Below are 22,229 nucleotides of genomic sequence, written 5' to 3'. Positions count from 1 at the left end.
GCTCCCTGATCGTGTAGCGGGAGAAGGTGTTCTTCTCCCGGTTTCCTGTTATGCCTGAACGACCGGTCCGGACAGTTTGACCTTCAATAAGGTATAGCCAGTGACTGCGGCCAGTAACGATCCGATAAGGATACCCAGCTTCGCCCAGACGATAAGCTCAGGCGCATGGGCACCAAAAGCCAGCGTTGAGATAAAGATCGACATGGTAAACCCAATGCCGCACAGCACGCCCACCGCCATGATCTGCTTAAACGTGGTACCGTGCGGCAGTGACGCCAGCTTCAGCTTCAGCGCCAGCCAGCAGAACAGGCTAATACCCAGCGGCTTACCAATAAACAGTCCGGCAATAATGCCCAGCGGCAGCATTGAGGTCAGTCCCTCAAGGGTTACCCCTTCCAGCGAAACGCCTGCATTAGCGAAAGCAAACAGCGGCAGGATCATAAAGGCGACCCACGGGTGCAGCACATGCTCCAGCTGTTTAGCAGGCGATTTCCCCTCCTGCGGCTTAAGCGGAACGAAGAAGCCGACGATGACCCCGGCGAGCGTAGCGTGCACGCCTGATTTCAGTACCGCGGTCCACAGCACCATCCCCACCAGCACGTAGATCCCGATGCGGCGCACGTTGCAAATGTTCAACAGCGCCAGTACCGCAATCGCTCCTGCGGCAACGCTCAACGACAGGATCGACAGGTCGCTGGTGTAGAACAGCGCAATAATGACAATCGCGCCCAGGTCATCAATGATTGCCAGCGCCATCAGGAAGATTTTCAGTGCCACCGGCACGCGGCTTCCCAGCAAGGCCAGCACACCCAGGGCAAACGCGATATCCGTTGCTGCCGGAATAGCCCAGCCATGACGCGATACCGGATCCTGCCAGGTGAACACCAGGAAGAGCAACGCCGGAATGACCATCCCCCCGAATGCGGCAATCACCGGGAACGCGGCACGCTGACGGCTGGCAAGCGAACCCAGGACCAGCTCACGCTTAACCTCCAGTCCTACCAGCAGGAAAAACACGGCCATCAGTGCATCGTTGATCCACAGCAGCATGTTCTTGTTAATTTCCAGCGCCCCGACTTTCAGCTCGACGGGAGTTTCCAGAAACGCGTGGTAAAAGTCGCGTGTGAAACCCATATTGGCCAGCGCCATCGCGGCCGCAGCGGCAATAATCAGGATGATGCCGCCTGATGCTTCACTGCTAAAAAAACGGTGTATTAATTTCACGTAGGCTCTCTCTTACAGCAATACTTCGGTAAAACCATAATACCAGGCCAAACAGCTCGGCAAAAGCAGATTAATGTTGAGTATATATTCAGTTTTACCGAATGATAGCCATGAGGACAGCTACAAAAAGAAAAAGCCCGAAATCGCTTCCGGGCTTTTTGAGATGAACACCAGCTAACGGATCAGCGGGTCAAATCGTCGAAGAATTTTTTGACGCCATCGAAGAAGCTTTTGGAGCGCGGGCTGTTTTTCTCACCCGTCGGGCCGCCAAAACTTTCCTGCAGCTCTTTCAGCAGCTGTTTCTGCTTGTCGTTCAGGCCAACCGGGGTTTCAACCACCACGCGGCACAGCAGGTCGCCCTGCGCACCACCGCGAACGGATTTAACACCTTTACCACGCATGCGGAACAGCTTGCCGGTCTGGGTTTCGCCTGGAACCTTCAGATTGACGCGACCATCAAGCGTTGGCACTTCAATTTCGCCACCGAGTGCCGCCATGGCGAAGTTGATGGGCACTTCACAGTACAGGTTGTTGCCTTCACGCTCGAAGATGGCGTGCTGCTTGACCTGAACCTGAACGTACAGATCGCCTGCCGGTGCACCGTGCTCGCCGGCCTCACCTTCACCTGCCAGACGGATACGGTCGCCCGTGTCCACGCCTGCCGGGATTTTAACGGACAGCGTCTTGGTTTTCTCAACGCGACCATGACCGTGGCATTTTGTGCAGGGGTCTTTAATCAGCGTACCGCGACCATGACAGTGCGGACACGCCTGCTGCACGGCGAAGAAGCCCTGACGCATCTGTACCTGGCCGGAACCGTGACAGGTTGGACAGGTTTGCGGCTGGGTGCCTGCTTTCGCGCCGCTGCCGTGGCAAACGTCACACTCTTCCAGCGTCGGAATACGGATCTCTTTGGTGACGCCGCGTACGGCCTCTTCCAGCGTCAGATCCATGTTGTAGCGCAGGTCGGCACCGCGCGCCGCGCGCTGACGGCCACGACCGCCGCCAAAAATGTCGCCGAAAACATCGCCAAAGATATCGCTGAAGTCAGCGCCGCCGCCAAAGCCGCCGCCACCGAATCCACCGCCGCCCATGCCGCCTTGTTCGAAGGCTGCGTGACCGTACTGGTCATAGGCCGCACGTTTCTGTGCATCGGTCAGGACTTCGTAGGCTTCTTTGATCTCTTTAAATTTGGCTTCAGCCTCTTTGTCACCCTGGTTGCGATCCGGGTGGAATTTCATGGCCAGGCGCTTATACGCCTTTTTGATTTCACGCTCTTCCGCAGTTTTCGGAACGCCTAAAATCTCGTAATAGTCTTGCTTTGCCATTGGTTTTTTTAAGCCCCTTAACATGCGAGCACGGGCGTGGAGAGTTCTCCTACGCCCGTGCCGATTAATTACCCTGCATCAGGGCGATTATTTTTTGTCTTTCACTTCTTCGAACTCAGCGTCGACAACGTCGTCGTCTTTCGCGTTGTTCTGAGAAGCGTCAGCGCCAGCCTGCTGTTGGGCGTGCTGCTGCTGAGCGATTTCCATCAGCTTCTGAGAAGCCTGTGCCAGCTCCTGCATCTTCGCTTCGATATCCGCTTTATCTTCGCCTTTCAGAGACGTTTCCAGCGCGCTCAGTGCAGCTTCGATAGCCGTTTTGTCTTCAGCTGGCAGTTTATCGCCGGCTTCTTCAACCTGCTTACGGGTGCTGTGCAGCAGATGGTCGCCCTGGTTGCGGGTCTGAACCAGCTCTTCGAACTTACGGTCAGATTCCGCGTTCGCTTCTGCTTCACGAACCATTTTCTGGATCTCTTCTTCGTTCAGACCGGAAGAGGCCTTAATGGTGATCTTCTGCTCTTTACCGCTGTTTTTGTCTTTCGCGGAAACGTGCAGGATACCATCAGCATCGATATCGAAGGTTACTTCGATCTGCGGCATACCGCGTGGCGCCGGGTTGATGCCATCCAGGTTGAACTGACCCAGTGACTTGTTATCCGCCGCACGCTTACGCTCACCCTGCAGCACATGGATGGTTACTGCAGACTGGTTGTCTTCAGCAGTAGAGAACACCTGGCTGTGTTTAGTAGGGATAGTGGTGTTTTTGGTGATAAGCGCCGTCATCACACCGCCCATGGTTTCGATACCCAGAGACAGCGGGGTAACGTCCAGCAGCAGAACGTCTTTCACATCACCCGTCAACACACCACCCTGAACGGCAGCACCGATAGCCACTGCTTCGTCCGGGTTAACGTCTTTACGTGGCTCTTTACCAAAGAATTCAGCCACTTTCTTCTGAACCATTGGCATACGGGTCTGGCCACCGACGAGGATAACGTCGTTGATATCAGACACGGACAGGCCAGCATCCTGCAGAGCAACTTTCAGTGGCTCGATGGAACGGTTCACCAGGTCTTCTACCAGGCTTTCCAGTTTCGCACGGGTCACTTTAATGTTCATGTGTTTAGGACCGGTCGCGTCTGCAGTGATATACGGCAGGTTCACGTCGGTCTGCTGAGCGGAAGACAGTTCGATCTTCGCTTTCTCAGCGGCTTCTTTCAGGCGCTGCATTGCCAGCGGGTCGTTACGCAGGTCAATGCCCTGATCTTTCTTGAACTCGTCAACGAGGTAGTTGATCAGACGGGTATCGAAGTCTTCACCACCCAGGTGGGTATCACCGTTGGTTGCCAGAACTTCGAAGGTTTTTTCGCCATCAACTTCGTCGATTTCGATAATAGAGATATCGAAAGTACCACCACCCAGGTCGTAAACCGCGATAGTACGGTTGCCAACTTCTTTATCCAGACCGTAAGCCAGTGCCGCTGCGGTTGGTTCGTTGATGATACGTTTTACTTCCAGACCTGCGATACGGCCAGCATCTTTCGTTGCCTGACGCTGAGCATCGTTGAAGTAAGCAGGAACGGTGATAACAGCTTCAGTTACCGGTTCACCCAGGTAATCTTCTGCGGTTTTCTTCATTTTTTTCAGCACTTCAGCAGAGATCTGCGGTGGTGCCGTTTTGGTGCCTTTCACATCAAGCCATGCATCGCCGTTATCTGCTGCGATGATTTTGTAAGGCATGATAGAAACGTCACGCTGAACTTCTTCGTCCTGGAAGCGGCGGCCAATCAGGCGTTTAATCGCAAACAGGGTATTTTGCGGGTTTGTCACTGCCTGACGTTTAGCCGGCTGACCAACCAGAGTTTCACCATCCTGGGTATAAGCAATGATAGAAGGCGTGGTGCGATCGCCCTCGGCGTTCTCCAGCACGCGTGCGGTAGTGCCATCCATAATCGCTACACAAGAGTTGGTAGTACCCAGGTCGATACCAATAATTTTACCCATCTAAACGTCTCCACTTAAAATTCAGTCAACATGTGGTTGTGTACCTGTAATAAGGGCAGAACGTGCTTTTTCAACTGCCCACAATTGATTTTTTTCAGGTCCACACACTGCGGTTGACTACAAGATGGGGTCGCGCCAGCGTCCATCAAGGGGGAACGGTAAAAAAAATTTTTAATTTCACCCTGATGAGATCATAGACGGCATTGATTGCGCCCATTATGATGCCGCGCCCCGTCAGGGAGAACTGACGCGGGTTTAACCATTTCACCATATTAATGATGATTTTTTTGAGGACTTATGGGCAACACTAAGTTGGCTAATCCGGCTCCGCTGGGCCTGATGGGTTTTGGCATGACCACTATCCTGCTGAACCTGCACAACATCGGGATGTTCCCGATGGATGGCATTATCCTGGCGATGGGCATTTTTTACGGCGGTATCGCGCAAATCTTCGCGGGCCTGCTGGAATATAAGAAAGGCAACACCTTCGGCTTAACCGCATTTACCTCTTATGGTTCTTTCTGGCTGACCCTGGTCGCGATCCTGTTGATGCCTAAAATGGGCCTGGCAGACGCGGCAAACGCACATTTCCTGGGCGTTTACCTCGGTCTGTGGGGCGTCTTCACGCTGTTTATGTTCTTCGGCACCCTGAAAGGCAACCGCGCATTGCAGTTTGTTTTCCTGAGCCTGACCGTGCTGTTCGCCCTGCTGGCGATCGGCCACCTCGTGGATAACGAAAGCATCGTGCATATTGCCGGCTGGATTGGTCTGGTGTGCGGCGCAAGCGCTATCTACCTGGCAATGGGTGAAGTGCTGAACGAGCAGTTTGACCGCACCATTCTACCGATTGGTGAAAAACACTGATCCTTCTGTCGTGTCCGCCTCGCGGGCACGACATCCCTGTTTCTGCCGAAGCCAAATGCCTAACACCAGCCCCATCACCGACAGCGCGAGCACATACCAGGCAGGTGCCATCGGGGATACTCCCATCAACACCGTGACCGCAATCGGCGTCAGCCCGCCAAAGATGGCGTAAGAGACGTTATAGGAGAAAGAGATCCCGGTGAAGCGGACCTCTGGCGGAAAAGCTCGCACCATCACATACGGCACTGCACCGACAACCCCCACGCACAGCCCGACCGTACCGTAGAGCAGAAACAGCTGTTCAGGATGGCTGCCTGCCAGGTGGTAAAACGCCCAGCTCGACGCAGCCAGCAGCAGGCTGCCGATGATGAAAGTCAGGCCGGCACCGATACGATCAACGGCCAGCCCCGCGGCCAGACAGCCAAAGCAGAGCATAATGGTGGCGATACTGTTTGCCTGCAACGTTACCGCCGGCGCAAAACCGTACTGCTTTTGCAGCCATACCGGAGACATTAAGATAACAACCACGATGCCCGCCGACAGTAGCCAGGTGAGCAGCATCGACACCACAACCGCGCTCCGGTGGCGCACCACCACGGCTTTTACCGGCAACTCCTGTGCCAGCGCCTTGCGCTGCTGCATCTCAAGGAAAATGGGTGTCTCCTGCAGCCAGCGGCGAAGATACATCGCCACCAGGCCAAACGCCCCGCCGAGCAGGAACGGTACGCGCCATCCCCAGTCGTGAACCGCCTGTTGCGTCATGCTGGTATTCACGATAGTGGCCACCACTGAACCGAGGAGGATACCGACAGTCAGCCCCGCCGTTAAGGTTCCACAGGCGATGCCGATGCGGCGCGCCGGCACATGCTCCGCCACAAACACCCAGGCCCCCGGCACTTCGCCGCCAATCGCCGCCCCCTGAAGAATGCGCATCAGCAACAGCAGCAGCGGAGCAACAATGCCCATTGAGGCGTAAGTGGGCAGCAGACCAATGGCCAGCGTCGGCACGGCCATCAGTAAAATGCTGAGCGTGAACATCTTCTTACGCCCGACCAGGTCACCAAAGTGGGCCATCACAATGCCACCCAGCGGTCGTGCCAGATACCCGGCGGCAAAAATGCCGAAGGTTTGCACCTGGCGCAACCACTCCGGGATATCTGCCGGGAAGAAAAGCTCCCCCACCACGGCGGCGAAGAAGACGAAGATGATAAAGTCGTAAAACTCCAGCGCACCGCCTAAGGCCGCGAGCGTGAGGGTTTTATAGTCCTGTCGATTCAGAGGTCGGGTGTTATGTGACATAGCGAACCATTTGGCTTGTGTTGTGGATTTATTTTTACAGCAAACGTAAAGAAAAAATTACTATACCGTAAAACCCTTACCACGCTACCGTCGCTTCAGCTAATGTCACATATTGATTAATTTCAGGAGATTGTCTCGCGACGGGCGTTTTTCGGACGAAAAGCTGCTACCACTTTCTCATCGGTTTCTACATACGGACCGTCAAGTAACTGTATACAATACGGTACACTTGCAAAAATCCCGTGCACGATCACGCTGCCATCTTCCGCTTTCAGTCCTTCAAGCGTCTCTTTGATGGACTTCGGCTGGCCCGGCAAATTCAGAATCAATGCCTGCTTGCGGATCACCCCGACCTGACGGGAGAGGATCGCCGTCGGGACAAAGTGTAGACTGATCTGGCGCATCTGCTCACCGAAGCCAGGCATCTCACGATCGGCAACCGCCAGCGTGGCATCCGGAGTGACGTCCCGGCGCGCAGGTCCGGTGCCTCCCGTGGTCAATACCAGGTGGCAGCTCATCTCATCCACCAGCTCACAGAGTGTCTGTTCGATAATTGGCTGCTCGTCAGGGATCAGGCGGGTCTGGATCTCAAAGGGGGTTGTCAACGCACTGCCCAGCCATTCTTCCAGCGCGGGGATGCCTTTATCCTGATAAACACCGCTGGAGGCGCGGTCAGAAATCGACACTAAGCCGATGCGTAAGGTATTCATATCCATTCCATTCAAAAAAGTACTGATTAAAGGGAATGATACACGCAGAGGGGAAATTCAGACAGAGTACGAAAGAAGTAGCGTGACCGGGGACCCGGTCACGCAGAATGATTACAGCAGGTCGCCGATCATTTTTTCCAGTTTTTCCTGGTCGATAGCAAACTTACGGATACCGTCCGCCAGTTTATCTACAGCCATTGGATCCTGGTTATGCTGCCACAGGAACTCAGATTCAGTGATGCGCTCCGGACGCGCTTTCACTTCACCGGTGTAGGACAGTTTACGCTCGATAGCACCTTCGCTTTCAGCCAGCTCTTTCAGCAGTGCCGGGGCGATGGTCAGGCGGTCACAGCCAGCCAGTTCGATGATTTCACCTACGTTACGGAAGCTTGCGCCCATCACCACAGTCTCATAACCGTGCTGTTTGTAGTATTCGTAGATTTCGGTCACGGAAACGACGCCTGGATCTTCAGATGCCGCGTACTCTTTCTTATCCGTGTTGGCTTTGTACCAGTCCAGAATACGGCCAACGAATGGAGAAATCAGGTATACGCCGGCTTCCGCACATGCACGCGCCTGTGCGAAGGAGAACAGCAGCGTCAGGTTACAGTTGATACCGTCTTTTTCCAGCTGTTCAGCTGCACGAATACCCTGCCAGGTTGACGCCAGTTTGATCAGGATGCGGTCATTGCTGATGCCGGCATCGTTGTACATTTTGATCAGACGTTTTGCTTTGGCGATAGACGCTTCGGTGTCGTAGGAGAGACGTGCGTCAACTTCGGTAGAGATGCGGCCAGGAACCAGTTTCAGAATTTCCAGACCAATGTTCACGGCCAGTTTATCAGTGGCATCAACAACCTGCTGCGCGCGGTCGTTGCTCTGTGCTTTCGCCCAGGTCACTGCGTCGTCAATCAGTTTGCGATACTCAGGGATCTGTGCGGCGTTAAGGATCAGAGAAGGGTTGGTGGTGGCATCCTGCGGCTGGTACAGCTTCATTGCCGCGATATCTCCGGTGTCAGCTACGACAGTGGTGAACTGACGAAGGGAGGTCAATTTATCCGTCATGATAGTGTTTCTCTTTTAACGTGCCCTGGATAATTCACGCTACCGACAGCATGCCTGCAGCGGAAAAATGACAGGTTTACTTGTTAGGGGGATGTAACCGGTCTGCCCTGATGATAACACGACGGAGGGGTAGCGCAACCGCAGACCGTGCGCTTAGACAGAGTATGATAAACTCAGAATATTAACAGGCTGCTAAGTAACAGCATGTCCAATCAGTGGTAGCGCTTACATATTCATTTTGGCATCAACAAGAGGGACGTTAATGCCTGATTTCCTTTTCTTTATTAATGAAGTCCTTTGGGGTTCGATAATGATATACCTGCTGCTGGGTGCAGGTATTTGGTTTACGCTACGCAGCGGGTTTATCCAGTTTCGTTATATTCGCAAATTTGGCAGAAGTCTGAAAAACAGCGTCACGCCCCAGCCAGGCGGATTAACCTCTTTCCAGGCCCTCTGCACCAGCATTGCCGCACGCCTCGGCAGCGGTAATATGGCAGGGGTGGCACTGGCCATCAGCGCCGGTGGCCCGGGCGCCGTTTTCTGGATGTGGGTCACGGCGCTTATCGGGATGGCCACCTCCTTTGCCGAGAGCGCCCTCGCCCAACTCTACAAAGAAAAAGATAAAAACGGACAGTTTCGCGGCGGCCCGGCCTGGTACATGGCGCGTGGCTTAGGAATGCGCTGGATGGGCGTGCTGTTTTCGCTGTTTTTACTGCTCGCCTACGGTCTGATTTTCAATACCGTTCAGGCGAATTCTGTCGCCCATGCCTTGCGCTATGCCTTTGCGTGTCCGGAGTGGATCACCGGGCTTGTTTTAGCCCTCTGTATCCTGCTGACCATTTCGACCGGCCTAAAAGGTGTCGCCCGCCTGATGCAGTGGCTGGTGCCTGTCATGGCGCTGCTGTGGGTTGCCGCCAGCCTGTTCGTGGCCGCACGGCATATCGAGCAGGTGCCGGAAGTGATTGCAACCATCTTCAAAAGCGCATTTGGCTGGCGCGAGGCGGCATCGGGCGCACTGGGCTATACCTTCAGCCAGGCCCTGATGTCGGGCTTTCAGCGCGGAATGTTCTCCAATGAAGCCGGTATGGGGTCAACCCCCAATGCCGCAGCAGCCGCCGCGTCCTGGCCGCCCCACCCGGCGGCACAAGGCATTGTTCAGATGATTGGCGTTTTTACGGACACCATTATTATCTGTTCCGCCAGCGCCATGATCCTGCTGCTGGCCGGCCCGGTACCTCACTCATCGGAAACAGCCGGCATACAACTGCTTCAGCAGGCACTGGTGAATCTGACGGGCGGCTGGGGAGCCGGGTTTGTCTCGCTCATCCTGCTGTTATTCGCCTTCAGCTCGATTGTTGTGAATTACCTCTACGCCGAAAATAACCTTATTTTCCTGAAAGTGGACTCCCGCCGTATGATCACGCTGCTGCGCCTCGGGGTGATACTGATGGTGTTAGCAGGTTCGCTGCTCAGCATGCCGCTGGTCTGGCAACTGGCGGATGTCTTTATGGCGCTCATGGCCATCACTAACCTGACGGCGATCCTGCTGCTCTCACCCGTGGTTACGCTTATCGCACGGGACTATCTTCGTCAGCGCAAACTGGGCGTACCGCCGGTCTTTGATGCCTCGCGTTATCCCGACATCCAGGCGCAAATTGCGCCTGGCACCTGGGATGATTTGCCACGGCAATAACAGCTATCGATCAAATGAGGGCGATTTTTTGCTAAAGTCGCTCTAAATTTCCTGCAAGGACTGGATATGCTGATTCTGATTTCACCTGCTAAAACGCTCGATTACCAGAGCCCGCTCGCCACCGAGCGCTATACCCAGCCTGAACTGCTGGACTATTCGCAACAGCTGATTCACGTCGCGCGTAAGCTCTCTGCGCCACAAATTGCCTCGCTGATGAGCATCAGCGACAAACTGGCGGATCTTAACGCGACCCGTTTCCACGAGTGGCATCCGGACTTCACGCCGAACAACGCCCGCCAGGCGCTTCTGGCGTTTAAAGGTGATGTGTATACCGGCCTGCAGGCGGAAGATTTTAGCGAAGCCGATTTCGACTTCGCCCAGCAGCATCTGCGCATGTTGTCAGGTCTGTACGGCGTGCTGCGCCCGTTGGACCTGATGCAGCCATATCGTCTGGAGATGGGTATCCGCCTGGAAAACCCTAAAGGCAAAGATCTGTACCATTTCTGGGGCGATATCATCACCGACAAACTGAACGCTGCGCTGCGTGCTCAGGGCGATAATGTGGTGATCAATCTGGCCTCCGATGAATACTACAAATCGGTGAAGCCGAAAAAGCTGGATGCGGAAATTATCAAGCCCGTTTTCCTCGATGAGAAAAACGGCAAGTTCAAGGTCATCAGCTTCTACGCCAAAAAAGCGCGTGGGCTGATGAGCCGCTACATCATTCAGAACCGCCTGACGAAGCCGGAGCAACTGACCGGCTTCAACAGCGAAGGCTACTTCTTCGATGAAGAAGCGTCAGGAAAAGGCGAACTGGTGTTTAAGCGCCACGAGCAGTAAAACAAACCCCGCCAGATGGCGGGGTTTTGCATTAATGGTGTTTCCAGTCCGGGCCAGGACGCGGGTCGTCGTGACGATCGTGATGGTGGTCATCATGATGACGATCGTGATGCTCGTCATGTGGGCGCCAGTGATTATCGCGCCAGTCATAGTGAGCCTTCCACCAGTCATGGTCGCGCCAGCGACCACCATCCCAGTAGTGACCACGATTATCCTGATCGCCAATCTGCAGTTTTACCGCAGGGACGAGGGTGATTTCAGAGGCCTGAACCGCCATCGGAGCTACCAGCATCATTGAAAGCACCAGCAGAGCAGGTTTCAGTTTAGACATAGGTGACTCCTTATTCATTTACCCGATGTGGGCCGATGTAAGGAGAATACGTGAGGAGGACGGGGGATGTTATTCTCTGCAATCCTAATCGCTAAGTGACCGCATTTATTGGGAATTTCTGCTTTTTTACTGCTATTTTTCTCCTTAATTTCTCCATAAAAAAAGCCGGGTAAGTTTCACCTTACCCGGCCTGCATAGGAGGACAGAACCGTTATCCGCGCGTCATCATCAACTTACGCAGCGCGGCGAAATCCGCGGGCAGTTCATGCGAAAGCAGCGGCAGGTCCGCACGCTCGGCCAGCTCTTTTGGCAGCGGCAGCGTTTCACCCAGAATCACTTCCACGCTCTCTTTGAACTTCGCCGGATGAGCCGTTCCCAGGAACAGGCCATACTCCCCCGGATTCAGCTGATCGCGCAGCGCACGGTAAGCGATCGCCGCATGCGGTTCAGAGGTGTACCCCGCCGCTTTCAGCTCACGCATAGTGGCTTTGGTGGTCTCATCCGTCACCGCGGCGTAACCCAGATCGCCCAGACGCCAGACCTTACGGCGGAACAGCTCTTCCACACGCGGCCAGTTGTTCGGCTGGCTTACGTCCATCGCATTCGAAAGCGTCGCCTGCGTGGCGTTCGGCGCCCATTTACCGTCTTTCAGGAAGCGCGGCACGGTGTCGTTGGCGTTGGTGGCGGCGATAAAGCGTTTTACCGGCAGGCCGAGCGATTTCGCCAGCAGGCCCGCCGTCAGGTCACCAAAGTTGCCGCTTGGTACGGAGACGACCAGCTGATTGCGCGCCTCCTGTGGCAGCTGTGCAACCGCTTCGAAGTAGTAGCAGATCTGCGCCAGCAGACGGCTGATGTTAATGGAGTTCGCCGAGTTCAGACCCAGCGCCACTTTCAGCTCTTCATCATCGAAGGCCTGCTTGACCAGCGCCTGACAGGCATCGAAATCGCCGTCAATCGCCACGGTTTCAATGTTGCCCCCGAGCGTACAGAACAGTTTTTCCTGCAGCGGACTGATTTTGCCTTTCGGGTAGAGGATCACCACGCGAACGTTCTTCAGACCATAGAACGCATGGGCAACGGCCGCACCGGTATCGCCGGAGGTCGCCGTCAGAATCGTTACCGGTTTGTCGCCGCTGATGTGGGTCAGCATCTGCGCCATAAAGCGGCCACCGAAGTCTTTAAACGCCAAGGTTGGACCGTGGAACAGCTCAAGGCAGCCGACATCCGGCTCAACCTGCTTAACCGGTGCCGGGAAAGCGAACGCTGCACGCACGCGCTCTTCCAGCAGCTCCTGCGGGATTTCATCGCCGATAAAGGCAGAGAGAATTTTAGTGCTGCGGGTGACAAAGTCCTGCTTCAGCAGTTCATCAATGTCGGTCAGCTGAAATTCCGGCAGGTCATGGGGGAAGAACAGCCCCTGATTTTTGCCCAGTCCCTGAGTCACTGCCTGCGCGAAGCTGACCTGCTCGTTATGATCTTTAAGGTTGTAGAGTTTCATTCGTTATCCCAGTACTCGTGCGCCAGCCGTGTCCAGACGGCAAATATGAACAAAGCCTTCCTGATTTTGCAGGTAGTGTTTAGAGAGCCAGTCCGCCACGCGCTGCGCCGTGTCTGGCTTATCGCACAGGGCGAACAGCGTCGGGCCGGAGCCGGAGATACCGCACGCCAGGGCGCCGGTATCCATTGACGCCTGTCGCGCCTCGTTAAAGCCAGGCAGCAGCTTAGTGCGGTACGGCTCGGCGATAACGTCTTTCATTAATTTTGCTGCCAGCTGCGGCTGACGGGTGTAGCAGGCGTGTATAAAGCCGGCCAGATGACGTCCGTGAGCGATACAGTCCTGACGACGATACTGCGCAGGCAGGATCGCACGCGCTTCAGCAGTAGATACCTTAATGCCGGGATAGGCCAGCACCCACAGCCACTCATCAAACCCTGGCACCTGCTGGCTGATGATGCCATTTTCTTCAATCATCAGTTGCATACCGCCGAGGAAGCAGGGGGCGACGTTGTCATAATGAATGCTGCCGGAGATGCGCCCTTCCAGCTCGCCCATTAACCCGAGCAGACGGTTATTATTCAGCGGCTTGCCGCAGTGCTCATTCATGGCCACCAGTCCGGCGACCACGGAGCAAGCGCTGGAACCCAGACCAGAGCCAATCGGCATACTTTTTTCCAGCGTCATGGCGACCGGCACATTTTTGCCGATCTCCTGACAGAACCGCTCCCAGCACTGATAAACGATATTCTCGCGCGGGTCTGTCGGCAGTTTGCTGGCGAAGCGGCCCACGTTATTCAGGCTAAAGCTCTCTGCCGCTTCAACCGTTACCGTATCGCCCAGCAGCGAACCATCCACCGGCGTCACCGCCGCGCCCAGCACATCAAATCCGACGCTCATATTGGCGCTGGAAGCCGGGGCATAAACTTTCACCATGTTAAACTCCTAACTTCCATGACAGGGTACGCAGCAAATCGGCAAATACACCCGCCGCGGTAACATCATTCCCTGCGCCATAGCCGCGAAGCACCAGCGGCAGTGGCTGATAATAGTGGCTGTAAAACGCGAGGGCGTTTTCGCCGTTTTTTACTTTGAACAGCGGGTCGTTGCCATCCACTTCAGCAATCTTCACGCGGCACATACCATCGTCTTCAATATTGCCAACATAGCGCAATACCTTACCTTCATCACGGGCTTTCGCAACGCGTGCGGCAAAGGCGTCGTCTAGCTGCGCTAAATTGGCCATAAAGGTGTTCACGTCACCGCTGTCGTCAAACCCGGCAGGCAGAACAGGCTCAATCACGATATCGGAAAGCTCCAGCTCACGGCCCGTTTCACGCACCAGTATGAGCAACTTACGCGCCACATCCATACCGGAGAGATCGTCTCGCGGATCCGGCTCGGTGTACCCCAGTTCACGCGCGGCACGGGTCGCTTCCGACAGGCTCATGCCCTCATCCAGCTTGCCGAAGATAAACGACAGCGAGCCGGAAAGAATGCCGGAGAAACGCTGCAGTTCATCCCCCGCGTTCAGCAGGTTTTGCAGGTTCTCGATCACCGGCAGGCCCGCGCCTACGTTGGTGTCGTAGAGGAACTTACGCCGTGACTTGCTCGCCGCCAGACGCAGCTGGTGATAGTAATCCATCGACGAGGTGTTGGCCTTTTTGTTTGGCGTCACCACGTGGAAACCTTCGCGCAGGAAATCGGCGTACTGATCGGCCACCGCCTGGTTCGAGGTACAATCGACAATGACCGGGTTAAGCAGGTGATACTCTTTCACCAGACGGATTAACCGGCCCAGATTAAAGGGCTCTTTGGCATCATTCAGCTCAGCCTGCCAGTTTTCCAGGTTCAGGCCATGAACGTTGGTCAGCAGCGCTTTTGAGTTCGCGATACCGCACACGCGCAGATCAATGTGCTTTTTCTTCAACCACTCCTGCTGACGCTTCACCTGCTCCAGCAGCGCGCCACCCACACCGCCCACGCCAATCAGGAACAGCTCGATCACCTGATCGGTGTTGAACAGCATCTGATGAACCACGCGAACGCCGGTTGTCGCATCGTCGTTGTCAACGACCACCGAGATTGAACGCTCAGATGACCCCTGGGCAATGGCCACAATGTTGATGTTGGCCCTGGCCAGCGCGGCAAAGAATTTGGCCGAGATACCGCGCAGCGTACGCATACCGTCGCCCACCACCGAGATAACCGCCAGGCGTTCCTGGATAGAAAGCGGCTCCAGCAGCTCTTCTTTCAGCTCAAGGTAAAACTCTTCTTCCAGCGCACGACGGGCGCGCAGGCAATCCCCCTGCGGTACGCAGAAGCTGATGCTGTATTCAGAAGAGGACTGAGTGATCAGCACAACCGAGATACCGTTGCGGGACATGGCCGCGAAAACGCGGGCCGCCATACCGACCATGCCTTTCATTCCCGGGCCGGAAACGCTGAACATGGCCATATTGTTCAGGTTAGAAATGCCTTTCACCGGCAGGCCGTCTTCATCGGTACTGGCACCAATCAGCGTGCCTGGCGCTTGCGGGTTACCGGTGTTTTTAATCAGGCAAGGGATCTGGAACTGGGCTATGGGAGAGATGGTGCGAGGGTGAAGAACTTTAGCGCCGAAGTAGGAAAGCTCCATCGCTTCCTGGTATGACATCGACTTCAGCAGCCTGGCGTCCGGCACCTGGCGTGGATCGCAGGTGTATACACCGTCGACGTCAGTCCAGATCTCACAACAGTCGGCGCGTAAACAGGCTGCCAGCACGGCAGCAGAGTAGTCGGAGCCGTTACGGCCCAGTACGACAAGTTCACCCTTCTCGTTTCCGGCGGTGAAGCCCGCCATCAGGATCATATGGTCAGACGGAATTTTGCTCGCGGCAATGCGGCGGGTTGATTCGGCTATATCAACGGTAGACTCGAGGTAGTGACCCACTGCCAGCAGTTTTTCAACGGGATCGATAACCGACACATTGTGGCCACGCGCTTCCAGCAGGCCCGCCATGATGGCAATCGACAATTTTTCACCACGGCAGATTAACTCCGCGTTGATGCTGTCCGGGCACTGACCTAAAAGGCTGATACCGTGCAGCACGTGTTTGATTTGGGCGAACTCTTGCTCAACAAAGGATTTCAGCTGTGCGAGCGGGAAACCCGGCTGCGCCTCCGCCAGTCCCTGCAGCAGCTCAGCGAAGATACGCTCGGCGTCGCTCAAGTTCGGGAGTGCATCCTGGCCACCGATGGTCTTTTCAATCATCGCCACCAGGTGGTTGGTGATTTTTGCCGGGGCAGAGAGCACGGTCGCGACCTGCCCCTGCCTGGCGTTGTTCTCCAGGATATCGGCAACACGCAGAAAACGTTCTGCATTTGCCACTGATGTACCGCCGAACTTCAACACTCGCATGGTTCTACCTCGTTTCCTTTAGCCGAAAAAAAAGCCCGCACTGTTTGGGTGCGGGCTTTTTTCTGTTTTTCCTGTACGCGTCAGCCCGCATCATTTCCTGTGGTAATGATGATGGTTGTTGTAATGGTGGTGATGCTGATGCGTTTCATGGATGTTGTGTACACTGTCATTATTATCTGTCTGTGCTGTATTCTTTTAGGGTTAAAGGATTGGGCACCTTAAGTCAATGAATTTTTAATTTGATCACAATTCGGGACGCTCTCACGTCCCGCTGCTTGCAGATTTATTTTCATCCGATTCCCCCAGACGCACCCCACCCAGACAGACGGATACGCCATAGTAAAAACTTATGACAGCATTTTACTCGGCCAATTTTTTTTCAATATCATGCAGCAAACGGTGCAACATTGCCGTGTCTCGCTGCTCAAGGCGCCCAAGTCGCTGATGCAGCCAGTCCGCCATTTTTTGATCTTCCGCGACACCGAGTTGTAATAACAGATGGTCAACGCGAGCGCGCAGCGCGGCCAGTTGGTTTTCATCTGCCCCTTCAGCCTGGGGTTGAGGAATTTGTATTAGGGAGGCTAATTGATAGCAATACACCATTACCGCCTGGCCTAAATTCAGCGACGGATAATCCGCCACCATCGGCGCACCGGTCAGGACGTCCGCCAACGCCAGCTCCTCGTTCGTCAGACCGGAATCTTCCCGCCCAAAGACCAGCGCGGCCTTCGTCAGCCACTGGCTTTTCTCCGTTAACATCGGCACCAGTTCCGCCGGCGTGGCGTAATAGTGGAACTTTGCCCGGCTGCGTGCCGTGGTCGCCACGGTAAAGGAAATGTCGTGCAGCGCAGCGGCGAGCGTGTCGTAAGTGGTTATATTATCGAGAATATCCCCTGAACCGTGCGCCACCCAACGGGCCGCGGGCTCGAGGTGCGCCTGGCTGTCCACGATGCGAAGATCGGTAAACCCCATGGTCTTCATGGCACGCGCCGCAGCGCCTATATTTTCGGCTCTGGCTGGGGCGACCAGTACAATCGACAGATGCATTTATGCTCTCTTTTTAATCAGTTAGCGGGTGAAAATGTGATGCACTTCAACATATTACGCGGCGCGAATTTACAAAAATGCAACACAAATCACCGAAATAGCGTTTCAGAACAAATTAAAAACGCTAAACTATTTTGTGGCTGAACAATCAGTTAGAATGTTAACAGAAGGCTATTATCCTTATGTTTTATAATGGTAATGACCTCATGAATACTCTTTTCTGATTGGATTCGTATCGTTTATAAATCAAGGTACGCAACTAGTTGGTTTATTGAAAAATTGTGACAAAGGCTAGCATTCGGCTACGATGATTTCATCAAACTGTTAACGTGCTACAATTGAACTTGATATATGTCAACGAAGCGTAGTTTTATTGGGTGTCTGGTGTCACTTAGCCTGTTATGTTGCTGTTAAAATGGTTAGGATGACAGCCGTTTTTGACACTGTCGGGTCCAAAGGGAAAGTACCCACGACCAAGCTAATGATGTTGTTGACGTTGATGGAAAGTGCATCAAGAACGCAATTACGTACTTTAGTCACGTTAGGCCGGTCATGTTAATTTGCGACATGCATCAGGCAGGTCAGGGACTTTTGTACTTCCTGTTTCGATTTAGTTGGCAATTTAGGTAGCAAACATGCAGACCCCGCACATTCTTATCGTTGAAGACGAGTTGGTAACACGCAACACGTTAAAGAGCATTTTCGAAGCAGAAGGCTACGATGTCTTTGAAGCGACCGATGGCGCAGAGATGCATCAGATCCTTTCTGAAAATGATATCAACCTGGTGATCATGGATATCAACCTGCCGGGCAAAAACGGCCTTCTTCTGGCGCGCGAACTGCGTGAACAGGCGAACGTCGCGTTAATGTTCCTGACAGGCCGTGATAACGAAGTTGATAAAATCCTTGGCCTGGAAATCGGTGCGGATGACTACATCACTAAACCGTTTAATCCACGCGAGTTAACCATTCGTGCACGCAACCTGCTGTCCCGCACCATGAACCTGGGCACGGTCAGCGAAGAGCGTCGTAGCGTAGACAGCTACAAGTTCAACGGCTGGGAACTTGATATCAATAGCCGTTCACTGATTAGCCCGAACGGTGAGCAGTATAAACTGCCGCGCAGTGAATTCCGCGCGATGCTGCACTTCTGTGAAAATCCGGGCAAAATTCAGTCCCGTGCAGAACTGCTGAAGAAAATGACCGGCCGTGAGCTGAAGCCGCACGACCGTACCGTAGACGTGACCATCCGTCGTATCCGTAAACATTTCGAATCTACGCCTGATACGCCGGAAATTATCGCCACTATTCACGGTGAAGGTTATCGTTTCTGCGGCGACCTGCAGGAGTAATCCGGCAACTGAAGTAAAAAAAACGGCGCTTTCGCGCCGTTTTTTATTTCCAGACTCGCATCGTATCCGCATCAGGTTCTACGGGGGGGACGGGACGCTTCGGCTGAGAGAGCGAATACCAGTCAAGGTGACGCGTCAGGTACATGACCGCAAACAGTGCCATCGCCAGTACGGCAGCTCCCAGCAGCAACGCGCTGTCCTCAGAACGCAGCAGGAACCACATCACGACATCCAGCCCCAGCAGCGCCAGAATAAACACCCCGCTTCGCCTCCAGCTTTTCAGTACCGCCTGCAGGTACACACCATTCATCATCGCGCCGACAAGGCTTGCAATAATCCAGGCCGGCGTAAACCCGACATGCTCAGACAGGGCAAGTAAGACGAGATAGAAGAGGACCAGCGACAACCCTACCAGCAGATACTGCATTGGGTGCAGACGCAATCCGGTGAGGGTTTCGAACACGAAGAAGGCCATAAACGTCAGGGCAATCAGTAAAATAGCGTACTTGATCGCGCGGTCTGTCAGTTGGTACTGATCAGCTGGCGTGGCAACCGTCACGCTAAAGGCCGGGATAGAACTCCACTCCGGTGACTCGCCCTCGGCGAACCAGCTTTGCATGTTGTTAGCAAACCAACTGCTCTGCCAGTTTGCCTGGAAACCAGACTCGCTAATCTGATGCTTAACAGGCAAGTAGTATCCCATAAATCCCGGGTGCGGCCAGTTACTGCTCAGCGTCATTTCGCTATTACGCCCGACAGGCACCACCGCAAAACTGCCCGTCCCCGCCAGGTTAAACGACATATCAAGGGCGAGCGTTTTCGGCTCAAGGGCTTTATCACTCAGCGGAATATGAATACCGGCAAGTGTGCCATACACGCCGGTTCCCGGTTCTACGCTGAGCGCCTCACCGTTGATTTTTGCGACCTTCACCGTACCAATGCCCCGGGCATCACCCACGCCAATCACCAGGAATGGTTGCCCCAGCGTCATGGTTTCGCCCTTCAGCTGCGCCATTTTCTCCGTCGAAAACTGCGCTTTTATTTTGAGATCGGTGTTCCAGATTTGCCCGTCATAAATACCGATGCTTCTGGACTCCACGTGCTGATTTCCCTCAACGAGCAGAGATTCCGGCAGGATAAAGTGCAGGTAGCTTTTTTTGTATTCGACCTTTTTCTCATCCTCAAGTTTGTAAAAAACCTCGGTGACAGGAATGGCAATCAGCGGCCCTACCAGCTTTTGCGGCCCGCTGGTGCTTTGGCGAAGCGAGTGTTCAACATCGTTACGGTAGCTCTCACGCTCCGAAATCAGGTTACTGACCATAAAGAGCGGGACTAACAACAGCAGAATGCACCCCAGCAGGGTGCTTACTTTCCAGAACAGGGGGGATTTCATCATTACGTCTCCTTTGTGATGAGGAGAGCGTACCCGGGCTATGTGGGGCCAGTTTGAAGTTATGTGAAGTGACGGTGAAGTGTCAGCGTGGCTTTCACGCCGCCTTCTGGCTGGTTATGCAGAGCAATGTCCCCCTGATGCAGACGCGCCACCTCCTGCACGAATGCCAGACCCAGCCCGCTGCTTTTCAACCCGTTCTCGCGTGGGAGCGAGTAAAAACGTTCAAAAATACGCGCCATGGCATAGTCCGGTACCCCGCTTCCGCTGTCGCTTACGGTAAGCCGGATCTCGGTTGGCGTCTCCTCGGCAGCCAGCTGAAGCGTCCCGCCCTGCGGGGTAAAATCGATGGCATTATCCAGCAAATTGCCCAGCGCCTGTTCAAGCAGCTCGGGGTCGCCCTGCACCTGCAGCGAAGTGGGCTGGCAGGTCAGGATGATATTTTTCGCCGTGATAACGGCGGAGCGTGAATCCGCAAGCCGTGAAAACAGCGTGCTGATACTCACGCTCACCGGCTCTATCTCTACCCGGTTTTCAAGACGCGCCTGAGAGAGCAGTTTTTCCACCAGCGACTGCATACGCGCGTTTTGCACCAGAATATTATCGATAAACCGCGCGGCCACCGCCGGCGGCGGCTGCTCATTAAGGATCTCTGCCGCGCCGCGGATTGCCGCCAGCGGGCTTTTGAGTTCGTGAGTAAGCGCATGCACATAATGCTCGATGTAATTCTTACCCTCGAGGCGAATGCGCATATTTTCCAGCGCCTGCGCCAGCTTTCGTAGCTCACTGCTGCCGGGGTTAGGCAGCGGGAGAGGCGTGTCCGTGGTCACCGCATCGGCGTAGCGCGACAATCTGCCAATGGAACGATTGATCCATCCCGCCACCAGCAGACCAATCAGCAGGGCAATGCCGAGCAGCGCCCCACCCGCCCACAGGATCCGCCGCTCGCTACGGTGAATAACCGGCGCCATGGCGCTGTTAGGTTTTCCGACCGACAGCACGCCGATAATGTTGCCCCTGTCCATTACCGGTGCGGCAACATACATCACCGTACTTTCCGGATCGTCAGGGTTGCTCTGGGTGCTGCGCGCGCCATATTCCCCGCGAAGCGTCAGCCAGACGTCATTCCAGCGGGAGTAGTCTTTTCCTACCGCCAGGCCCGCCGAATCAAACACCACCTTGCCCGTGGCATCGGTCATGTAGACGTGGTACTCGTTGCGGACTTTATGAATGCCGCCAATGTTGGCGCGAAACGGCCGCTGATGGAGCCGTGAAAAGGCCTGAGCCAGCTGGCCCTGCTGCGGATTGCCTGCGAGCAGGTCGTCTCGCCCCACTTCCGCCAGCAGGGTCGCGGTGTCAATCAGCGTGCCTTCGGTGGCTCTGCGCACGCCGGGCTTGACCTCCTGCACGAAGATAGACAGCACAAACCACGCGGCGATAGCGACAATCAGGAAATAGCCCAGCAGCAGACGCATGCCAATACGCATTAATAAAGCCCCAGACTGTAACCCATCCCGCGATGGGTACTGATGGGCGAAAGCCCGTCATTGACCGCGCGCAGCTTGGCGCGCAAGGTTTTGATATGCGTATCCACGGTACGATCGAAGCTATCGCCGTCTTCGCCCCACACTTTGTCCATAAGCTGCTGGCGAGAAAAGACCCGGCCCGGCGCCTGCAACAATGTTTTGAGCAGCAGGAACTCGTAGCGCGTGAGCGGTAAAGGCTCCCCATACCAGCTGATTCTGGCGGCGGGTTCATTCAGTTCAAACTGCCCGATACGCACGATCTCGGTGGGGGCGGTGGATTTTTGTAACCGCCGTAGAATAGTCCTCACCCGGGCACAGACTTCACGCGGGGAGAAGGGTTTAGCGACATAATCATCCGCGCCCATCTCCAGTCCGAGCAGCTTATCCACCTCGTCACTTCGCGCCGTCAGAAACAGGATCGGCAGTGACGGATGCTGCGCCAGAAGCTGGCGGCAGAGTTCAAAGCCGCTGATGTCAGGCAACCCGACATCCAGAATCGCCAGCGCGGGAACCTGCCGCCGCGCCTCTTCCAGTACCGGTAACCCACGCCCGAAAGCCTTCACCGCAAACCCCTCCTGCTGAAGCATGTAGAGTAGCGTGTCGGCAATACTGATTTCGTCCTCAACCAGCCAGACCAGAGGTTGCTGCATGATTCATCCCTGAA

General features: G+C 54.9%; 20 protein-coding genes and 1 other annotated feature. Of the genes, 4 read left to right on the top strand and 16 right to left on the bottom strand.

Features of this window, described 5'->3' with window-relative positions; all coding sequences use genetic code 11:
* Positions 1–48: 48 nt before the first annotated feature.
* The 3 genes from nhaA to dnaK all read right to left on the bottom strand — a co-directional run bounded on the left by nhaA (position 49) and on the right by dnaK (position 4,553).
* A complete protein-coding gene (nhaA, locus tag F8561_RS23270; RefSeq protein ID WP_151712091.1) occupies positions 49–1,224 on the bottom strand; it encodes a Na+/H+ antiporter NhaA in 1,176 nt (391 codons plus the stop codon).
* Positions 1,225–1,406: 182 nt separating this feature from the next.
* Complete coding sequence (gene dnaJ / locus F8561_RS23265; RefSeq protein WP_020882543.1) at positions 1,407–2,552, bottom strand: molecular chaperone DnaJ; 1,146 nt, start codon at positions 2,550–2,552, stop codon at positions 1,407–1,409.
* 87 nt (positions 2,553–2,639) lie between these two features.
* Entirely contained in the window at positions 2,640–4,553 is a 1,914-nt protein-coding gene (dnaK, locus tag F8561_RS23260; protein ID WP_014168568.1) for a molecular chaperone DnaK, read from the bottom strand.
* 297 nt (positions 4,554–4,850) lie between these two features.
* On the opposite strand from dnaK, the gene satP reads away from it, so the two are divergent.
* Positions 4,851–5,417 (top strand): acetate uptake transporter, encoded by a 567-nt coding sequence (satP, locus tag F8561_RS23255; RefSeq protein ID WP_020882542.1) that lies wholly within the window; start codon positions 4,851–4,853, stop codon positions 5,415–5,417.
* Here the strand turns inward: satP and F8561_RS23250 are convergent.
* The 3 genes from F8561_RS23250 to tal form a co-directional block, all read right to left on the bottom strand.
* Positions 5,394–6,716 carry an MFS transporter gene (locus tag F8561_RS23250; RefSeq protein WP_047955028.1) on the bottom strand — a complete coding sequence of 441 codons (1,323 nt, stop codon included), beginning with the start codon at positions 6,714–6,716 and terminating at the stop codon, positions 5,394–5,396. The genes satP and F8561_RS23250 overlap by 24 nt on opposite strands.
* A 122-nt stretch (positions 6,717–6,838) precedes the next feature.
* Complete coding sequence (mog, locus tag F8561_RS23245; protein ID WP_020882540.1) at positions 6,839–7,426, bottom strand: molybdopterin adenylyltransferase; 588 nt, start codon at positions 7,424–7,426, stop codon at positions 6,839–6,841.
* 111 nt (positions 7,427–7,537) lie between these two features.
* Positions 7,538–8,491, bottom strand: a complete 954-nt coding sequence (gene tal, locus F8561_RS23240; protein ID WP_014168563.1) for a transaldolase — start codon at positions 8,489–8,491, stop codon at positions 7,538–7,540.
* 262 nt (positions 8,492–8,753) lie between these two features.
* Between tal and F8561_RS23235 the strand changes: the two genes are divergently transcribed.
* Together F8561_RS23235 and yaaA are read left to right on the top strand one after the other, a co-directional pair.
* Positions 8,754–10,184, top strand: coding sequence for an alanine/glycine:cation symporter family protein (locus tag F8561_RS23235; protein WP_032681687.1), 1,431 nt, complete (start codon positions 8,754–8,756; stop codon positions 10,182–10,184).
* A 66-nt stretch (positions 10,185–10,250) separates the two neighbouring features.
* Positions 10,251–11,024 (top strand): peroxide stress protein YaaA, encoded by a 774-nt coding sequence (yaaA, locus tag F8561_RS23230; RefSeq protein ID WP_025205476.1) that lies wholly within the window; start codon positions 10,251–10,253, stop codon positions 11,022–11,024.
* Between the two features lie 31 nt (positions 11,025–11,055).
* On the opposite strand, the gene F8561_RS23225 is transcribed toward yaaA, so the two are convergent.
* From F8561_RS23225 to yjjY, 7 genes are all read right to left on the bottom strand, one after another.
* Positions 11,056–11,355 (bottom strand): DUF2502 domain-containing protein, encoded by a 300-nt coding sequence (locus F8561_RS23225; protein ID WP_020882537.1) that lies wholly within the window; start codon positions 11,353–11,355, stop codon positions 11,056–11,058.
* Positions 11,356–11,566: 211 nt separating this feature from the next.
* Entirely contained in the window at positions 11,567–12,853 is a 1,287-nt protein-coding gene (gene thrC, locus F8561_RS23220; protein ID WP_032679598.1) for a threonine synthase, read from the bottom strand.
* Between the two features lie 3 nt (positions 12,854–12,856).
* The gene (gene thrB / locus F8561_RS23215; protein WP_014168558.1) at positions 12,857–13,786 is read right to left on the bottom strand and encodes a homoserine kinase; all 930 of its coding nucleotides are present in this window, start codon (positions 13,784–13,786) and stop codon (positions 12,857–12,859) included.
* A 1-nt stretch (position 13,787) separates the two neighbouring features.
* Positions 13,788–16,250, bottom strand: coding sequence for a bifunctional aspartate kinase/homoserine dehydrogenase I (gene thrA / locus F8561_RS23210; protein WP_151888018.1), 2,463 nt, complete (start codon positions 16,248–16,250; stop codon positions 13,788–13,790).
* A 24-nt stretch (positions 16,251–16,274) separates the two neighbouring features.
* Positions 16,275–16,392, bottom strand: a sequence feature (Thr leader region).
* A complete protein-coding gene (gene thrL, locus F8561_RS23205; RefSeq protein WP_015572623.1) occupies positions 16,331–16,399 on the bottom strand; it encodes a thr operon leader peptide in 69 nt (22 codons plus the stop codon). Its footprint overlaps the feature before it by 62 nt.
* Before the next feature lie 211 nt (positions 16,400–16,610).
* Positions 16,611–17,297 (bottom strand): tRNA/rRNA methyltransferase, encoded by a 687-nt coding sequence (locus tag F8561_RS23200; protein ID WP_032679596.1) that lies wholly within the window; start codon positions 17,295–17,297, stop codon positions 16,611–16,613.
* Between the two features lie 399 nt (positions 17,298–17,696).
* Entirely contained in the window at positions 17,697–17,837 is a 141-nt protein-coding gene (gene yjjY, locus F8561_RS23195) for a protein YjjY (RefSeq protein WP_001541509.1), read from the bottom strand.
* A gap of 95 nt (positions 17,838–17,932) precedes the next feature.
* Here yjjY and arcA point away from each other — a divergent pair, with 95 nt between their 5' ends.
* A complete protein-coding gene (arcA, locus tag F8561_RS23190; RefSeq protein WP_003856501.1) occupies positions 17,933–18,649 on the top strand; it encodes a two-component system response regulator ArcA in 717 nt (238 codons plus the stop codon).
* 43 nt (positions 18,650–18,692) lie between these two features.
* Here arcA and creD read toward each other — a convergent pair whose 3' ends face one another.
* The 3 genes from creD to creB are packed head-to-tail and all read right to left on the bottom strand — an operon-like array spanning position 18,693 to position 22,215.
* Positions 18,693–20,045: a cell envelope integrity protein CreD gene (creD, locus tag F8561_RS23185; RefSeq protein WP_086533229.1), complete on the bottom strand. Its 1,353-nt coding sequence runs from the start codon at positions 20,043–20,045 to the stop codon at positions 18,693–18,695.
* Between the two features lie 56 nt (positions 20,046–20,101).
* Positions 20,102–21,526 carry a two-component system sensor histidine kinase CreC gene (gene creC / locus F8561_RS23180; protein WP_047356957.1) on the bottom strand — a complete coding sequence of 475 codons (1,425 nt, stop codon included), beginning with the start codon at positions 21,524–21,526 and terminating at the stop codon, positions 20,102–20,104.
* Positions 21,526–22,215 (bottom strand): two-component system response regulator CreB, encoded by a 690-nt coding sequence (gene creB, locus F8561_RS23175; protein ID WP_044857571.1) that lies wholly within the window; start codon positions 22,213–22,215, stop codon positions 21,526–21,528. Before creB ends, creC begins: the two co-directional genes overlap by 1 nt.
* Between the last annotated feature and the right edge of the window lie 14 nt (positions 22,216–22,229).

The sequence above is a fragment of the Enterobacter sp. 198 genome (genome assembly GCF_009025585.1).
GTDB classification, from domain to species: domain Bacteria; phylum Pseudomonadota; class Gammaproteobacteria; order Enterobacterales; family Enterobacteriaceae; genus Enterobacter; species Enterobacter ludwigii.
Note: the sequence above shows the minus strand (reverse complement) of the source record. Positions and strands in the feature narration are given on the sequence as shown.

Excerpts from the sequence above, each read along its gene's own strand:
- dnaJ (WP_020882543.1), bottom strand. The coding sequence starts at position 2,552 with ATGGCAAAGCAAGACTATTACGAGATTTTAGGCGTTCCGAAAACTGCG.
- dnaK (WP_014168568.1), bottom strand. The coding sequence starts at position 4,553 with ATGGGTAAAATTATTGGTATCGACCTGGGTACTACCAACTCTTGTGTA.
- satP (WP_020882542.1), top strand. The coding sequence starts at position 4,851 with ATGGGCAACACTAAGTTGGCTAATCCGGCTCCGCTGGGCCTGATGGGT.
- F8561_RS23250 (WP_047955028.1), bottom strand. The coding sequence starts at position 6,716 with ATGTCACATAACACCCGACCTCTGAATCGACAGGACTATAAAACCCTC.
- mog (WP_020882540.1), bottom strand. The coding sequence starts at position 7,426 with ATGAATACCTTACGCATCGGCTTAGTGTCGATTTCTGACCGCGCCTCC.
- tal (WP_014168563.1), bottom strand. The coding sequence starts at position 8,491 with ATGACGGATAAATTGACCTCCCTTCGTCAGTTCACCACTGTCGTAGCT.
- F8561_RS23235 (WP_032681687.1), top strand. The coding sequence starts at position 8,754 with ATGCCTGATTTCCTTTTCTTTATTAATGAAGTCCTTTGGGGTTCGATA.
- yaaA (WP_025205476.1), top strand. The coding sequence starts at position 10,251 with ATGCTGATTCTGATTTCACCTGCTAAAACGCTCGATTACCAGAGCCCG.
- F8561_RS23225 (WP_020882537.1), bottom strand. The coding sequence starts at position 11,355 with ATGTCTAAACTGAAACCTGCTCTGCTGGTGCTTTCAATGATGCTGGTA.
- thrC (WP_032679598.1), bottom strand. The coding sequence starts at position 12,853 with ATGAAACTCTACAACCTTAAAGATCATAACGAGCAGGTCAGCTTCGCG.
- thrB (WP_014168558.1), bottom strand. The coding sequence starts at position 13,786 with ATGGTGAAAGTTTATGCCCCGGCTTCCAGCGCCAATATGAGCGTCGGA.
- thrA (WP_151888018.1), bottom strand. The coding sequence starts at position 16,250 with ATGCGAGTGTTGAAGTTCGGCGGTACATCAGTGGCAAATGCAGAACGT.
- F8561_RS23200 (WP_032679596.1), bottom strand. The coding sequence starts at position 17,297 with ATGCATCTGTCGATTGTACTGGTCGCCCCAGCCAGAGCCGAAAATATA.
- arcA (WP_003856501.1), top strand. The coding sequence starts at position 17,933 with ATGCAGACCCCGCACATTCTTATCGTTGAAGACGAGTTGGTAACACGC.
- creD (WP_086533229.1), bottom strand. The coding sequence starts at position 20,045 with ATGATGAAATCCCCCCTGTTCTGGAAAGTAAGCACCCTGCTGGGGTGC.
- creC (WP_047356957.1), bottom strand. The coding sequence starts at position 21,526 with ATGCGTATTGGCATGCGTCTGCTGCTGGGCTATTTCCTGATTGTCGCT.
- creB (WP_044857571.1), bottom strand. The coding sequence starts at position 22,215 with ATGCAGCAACCTCTGGTCTGGCTGGTTGAGGACGAAATCAGTATTGCC.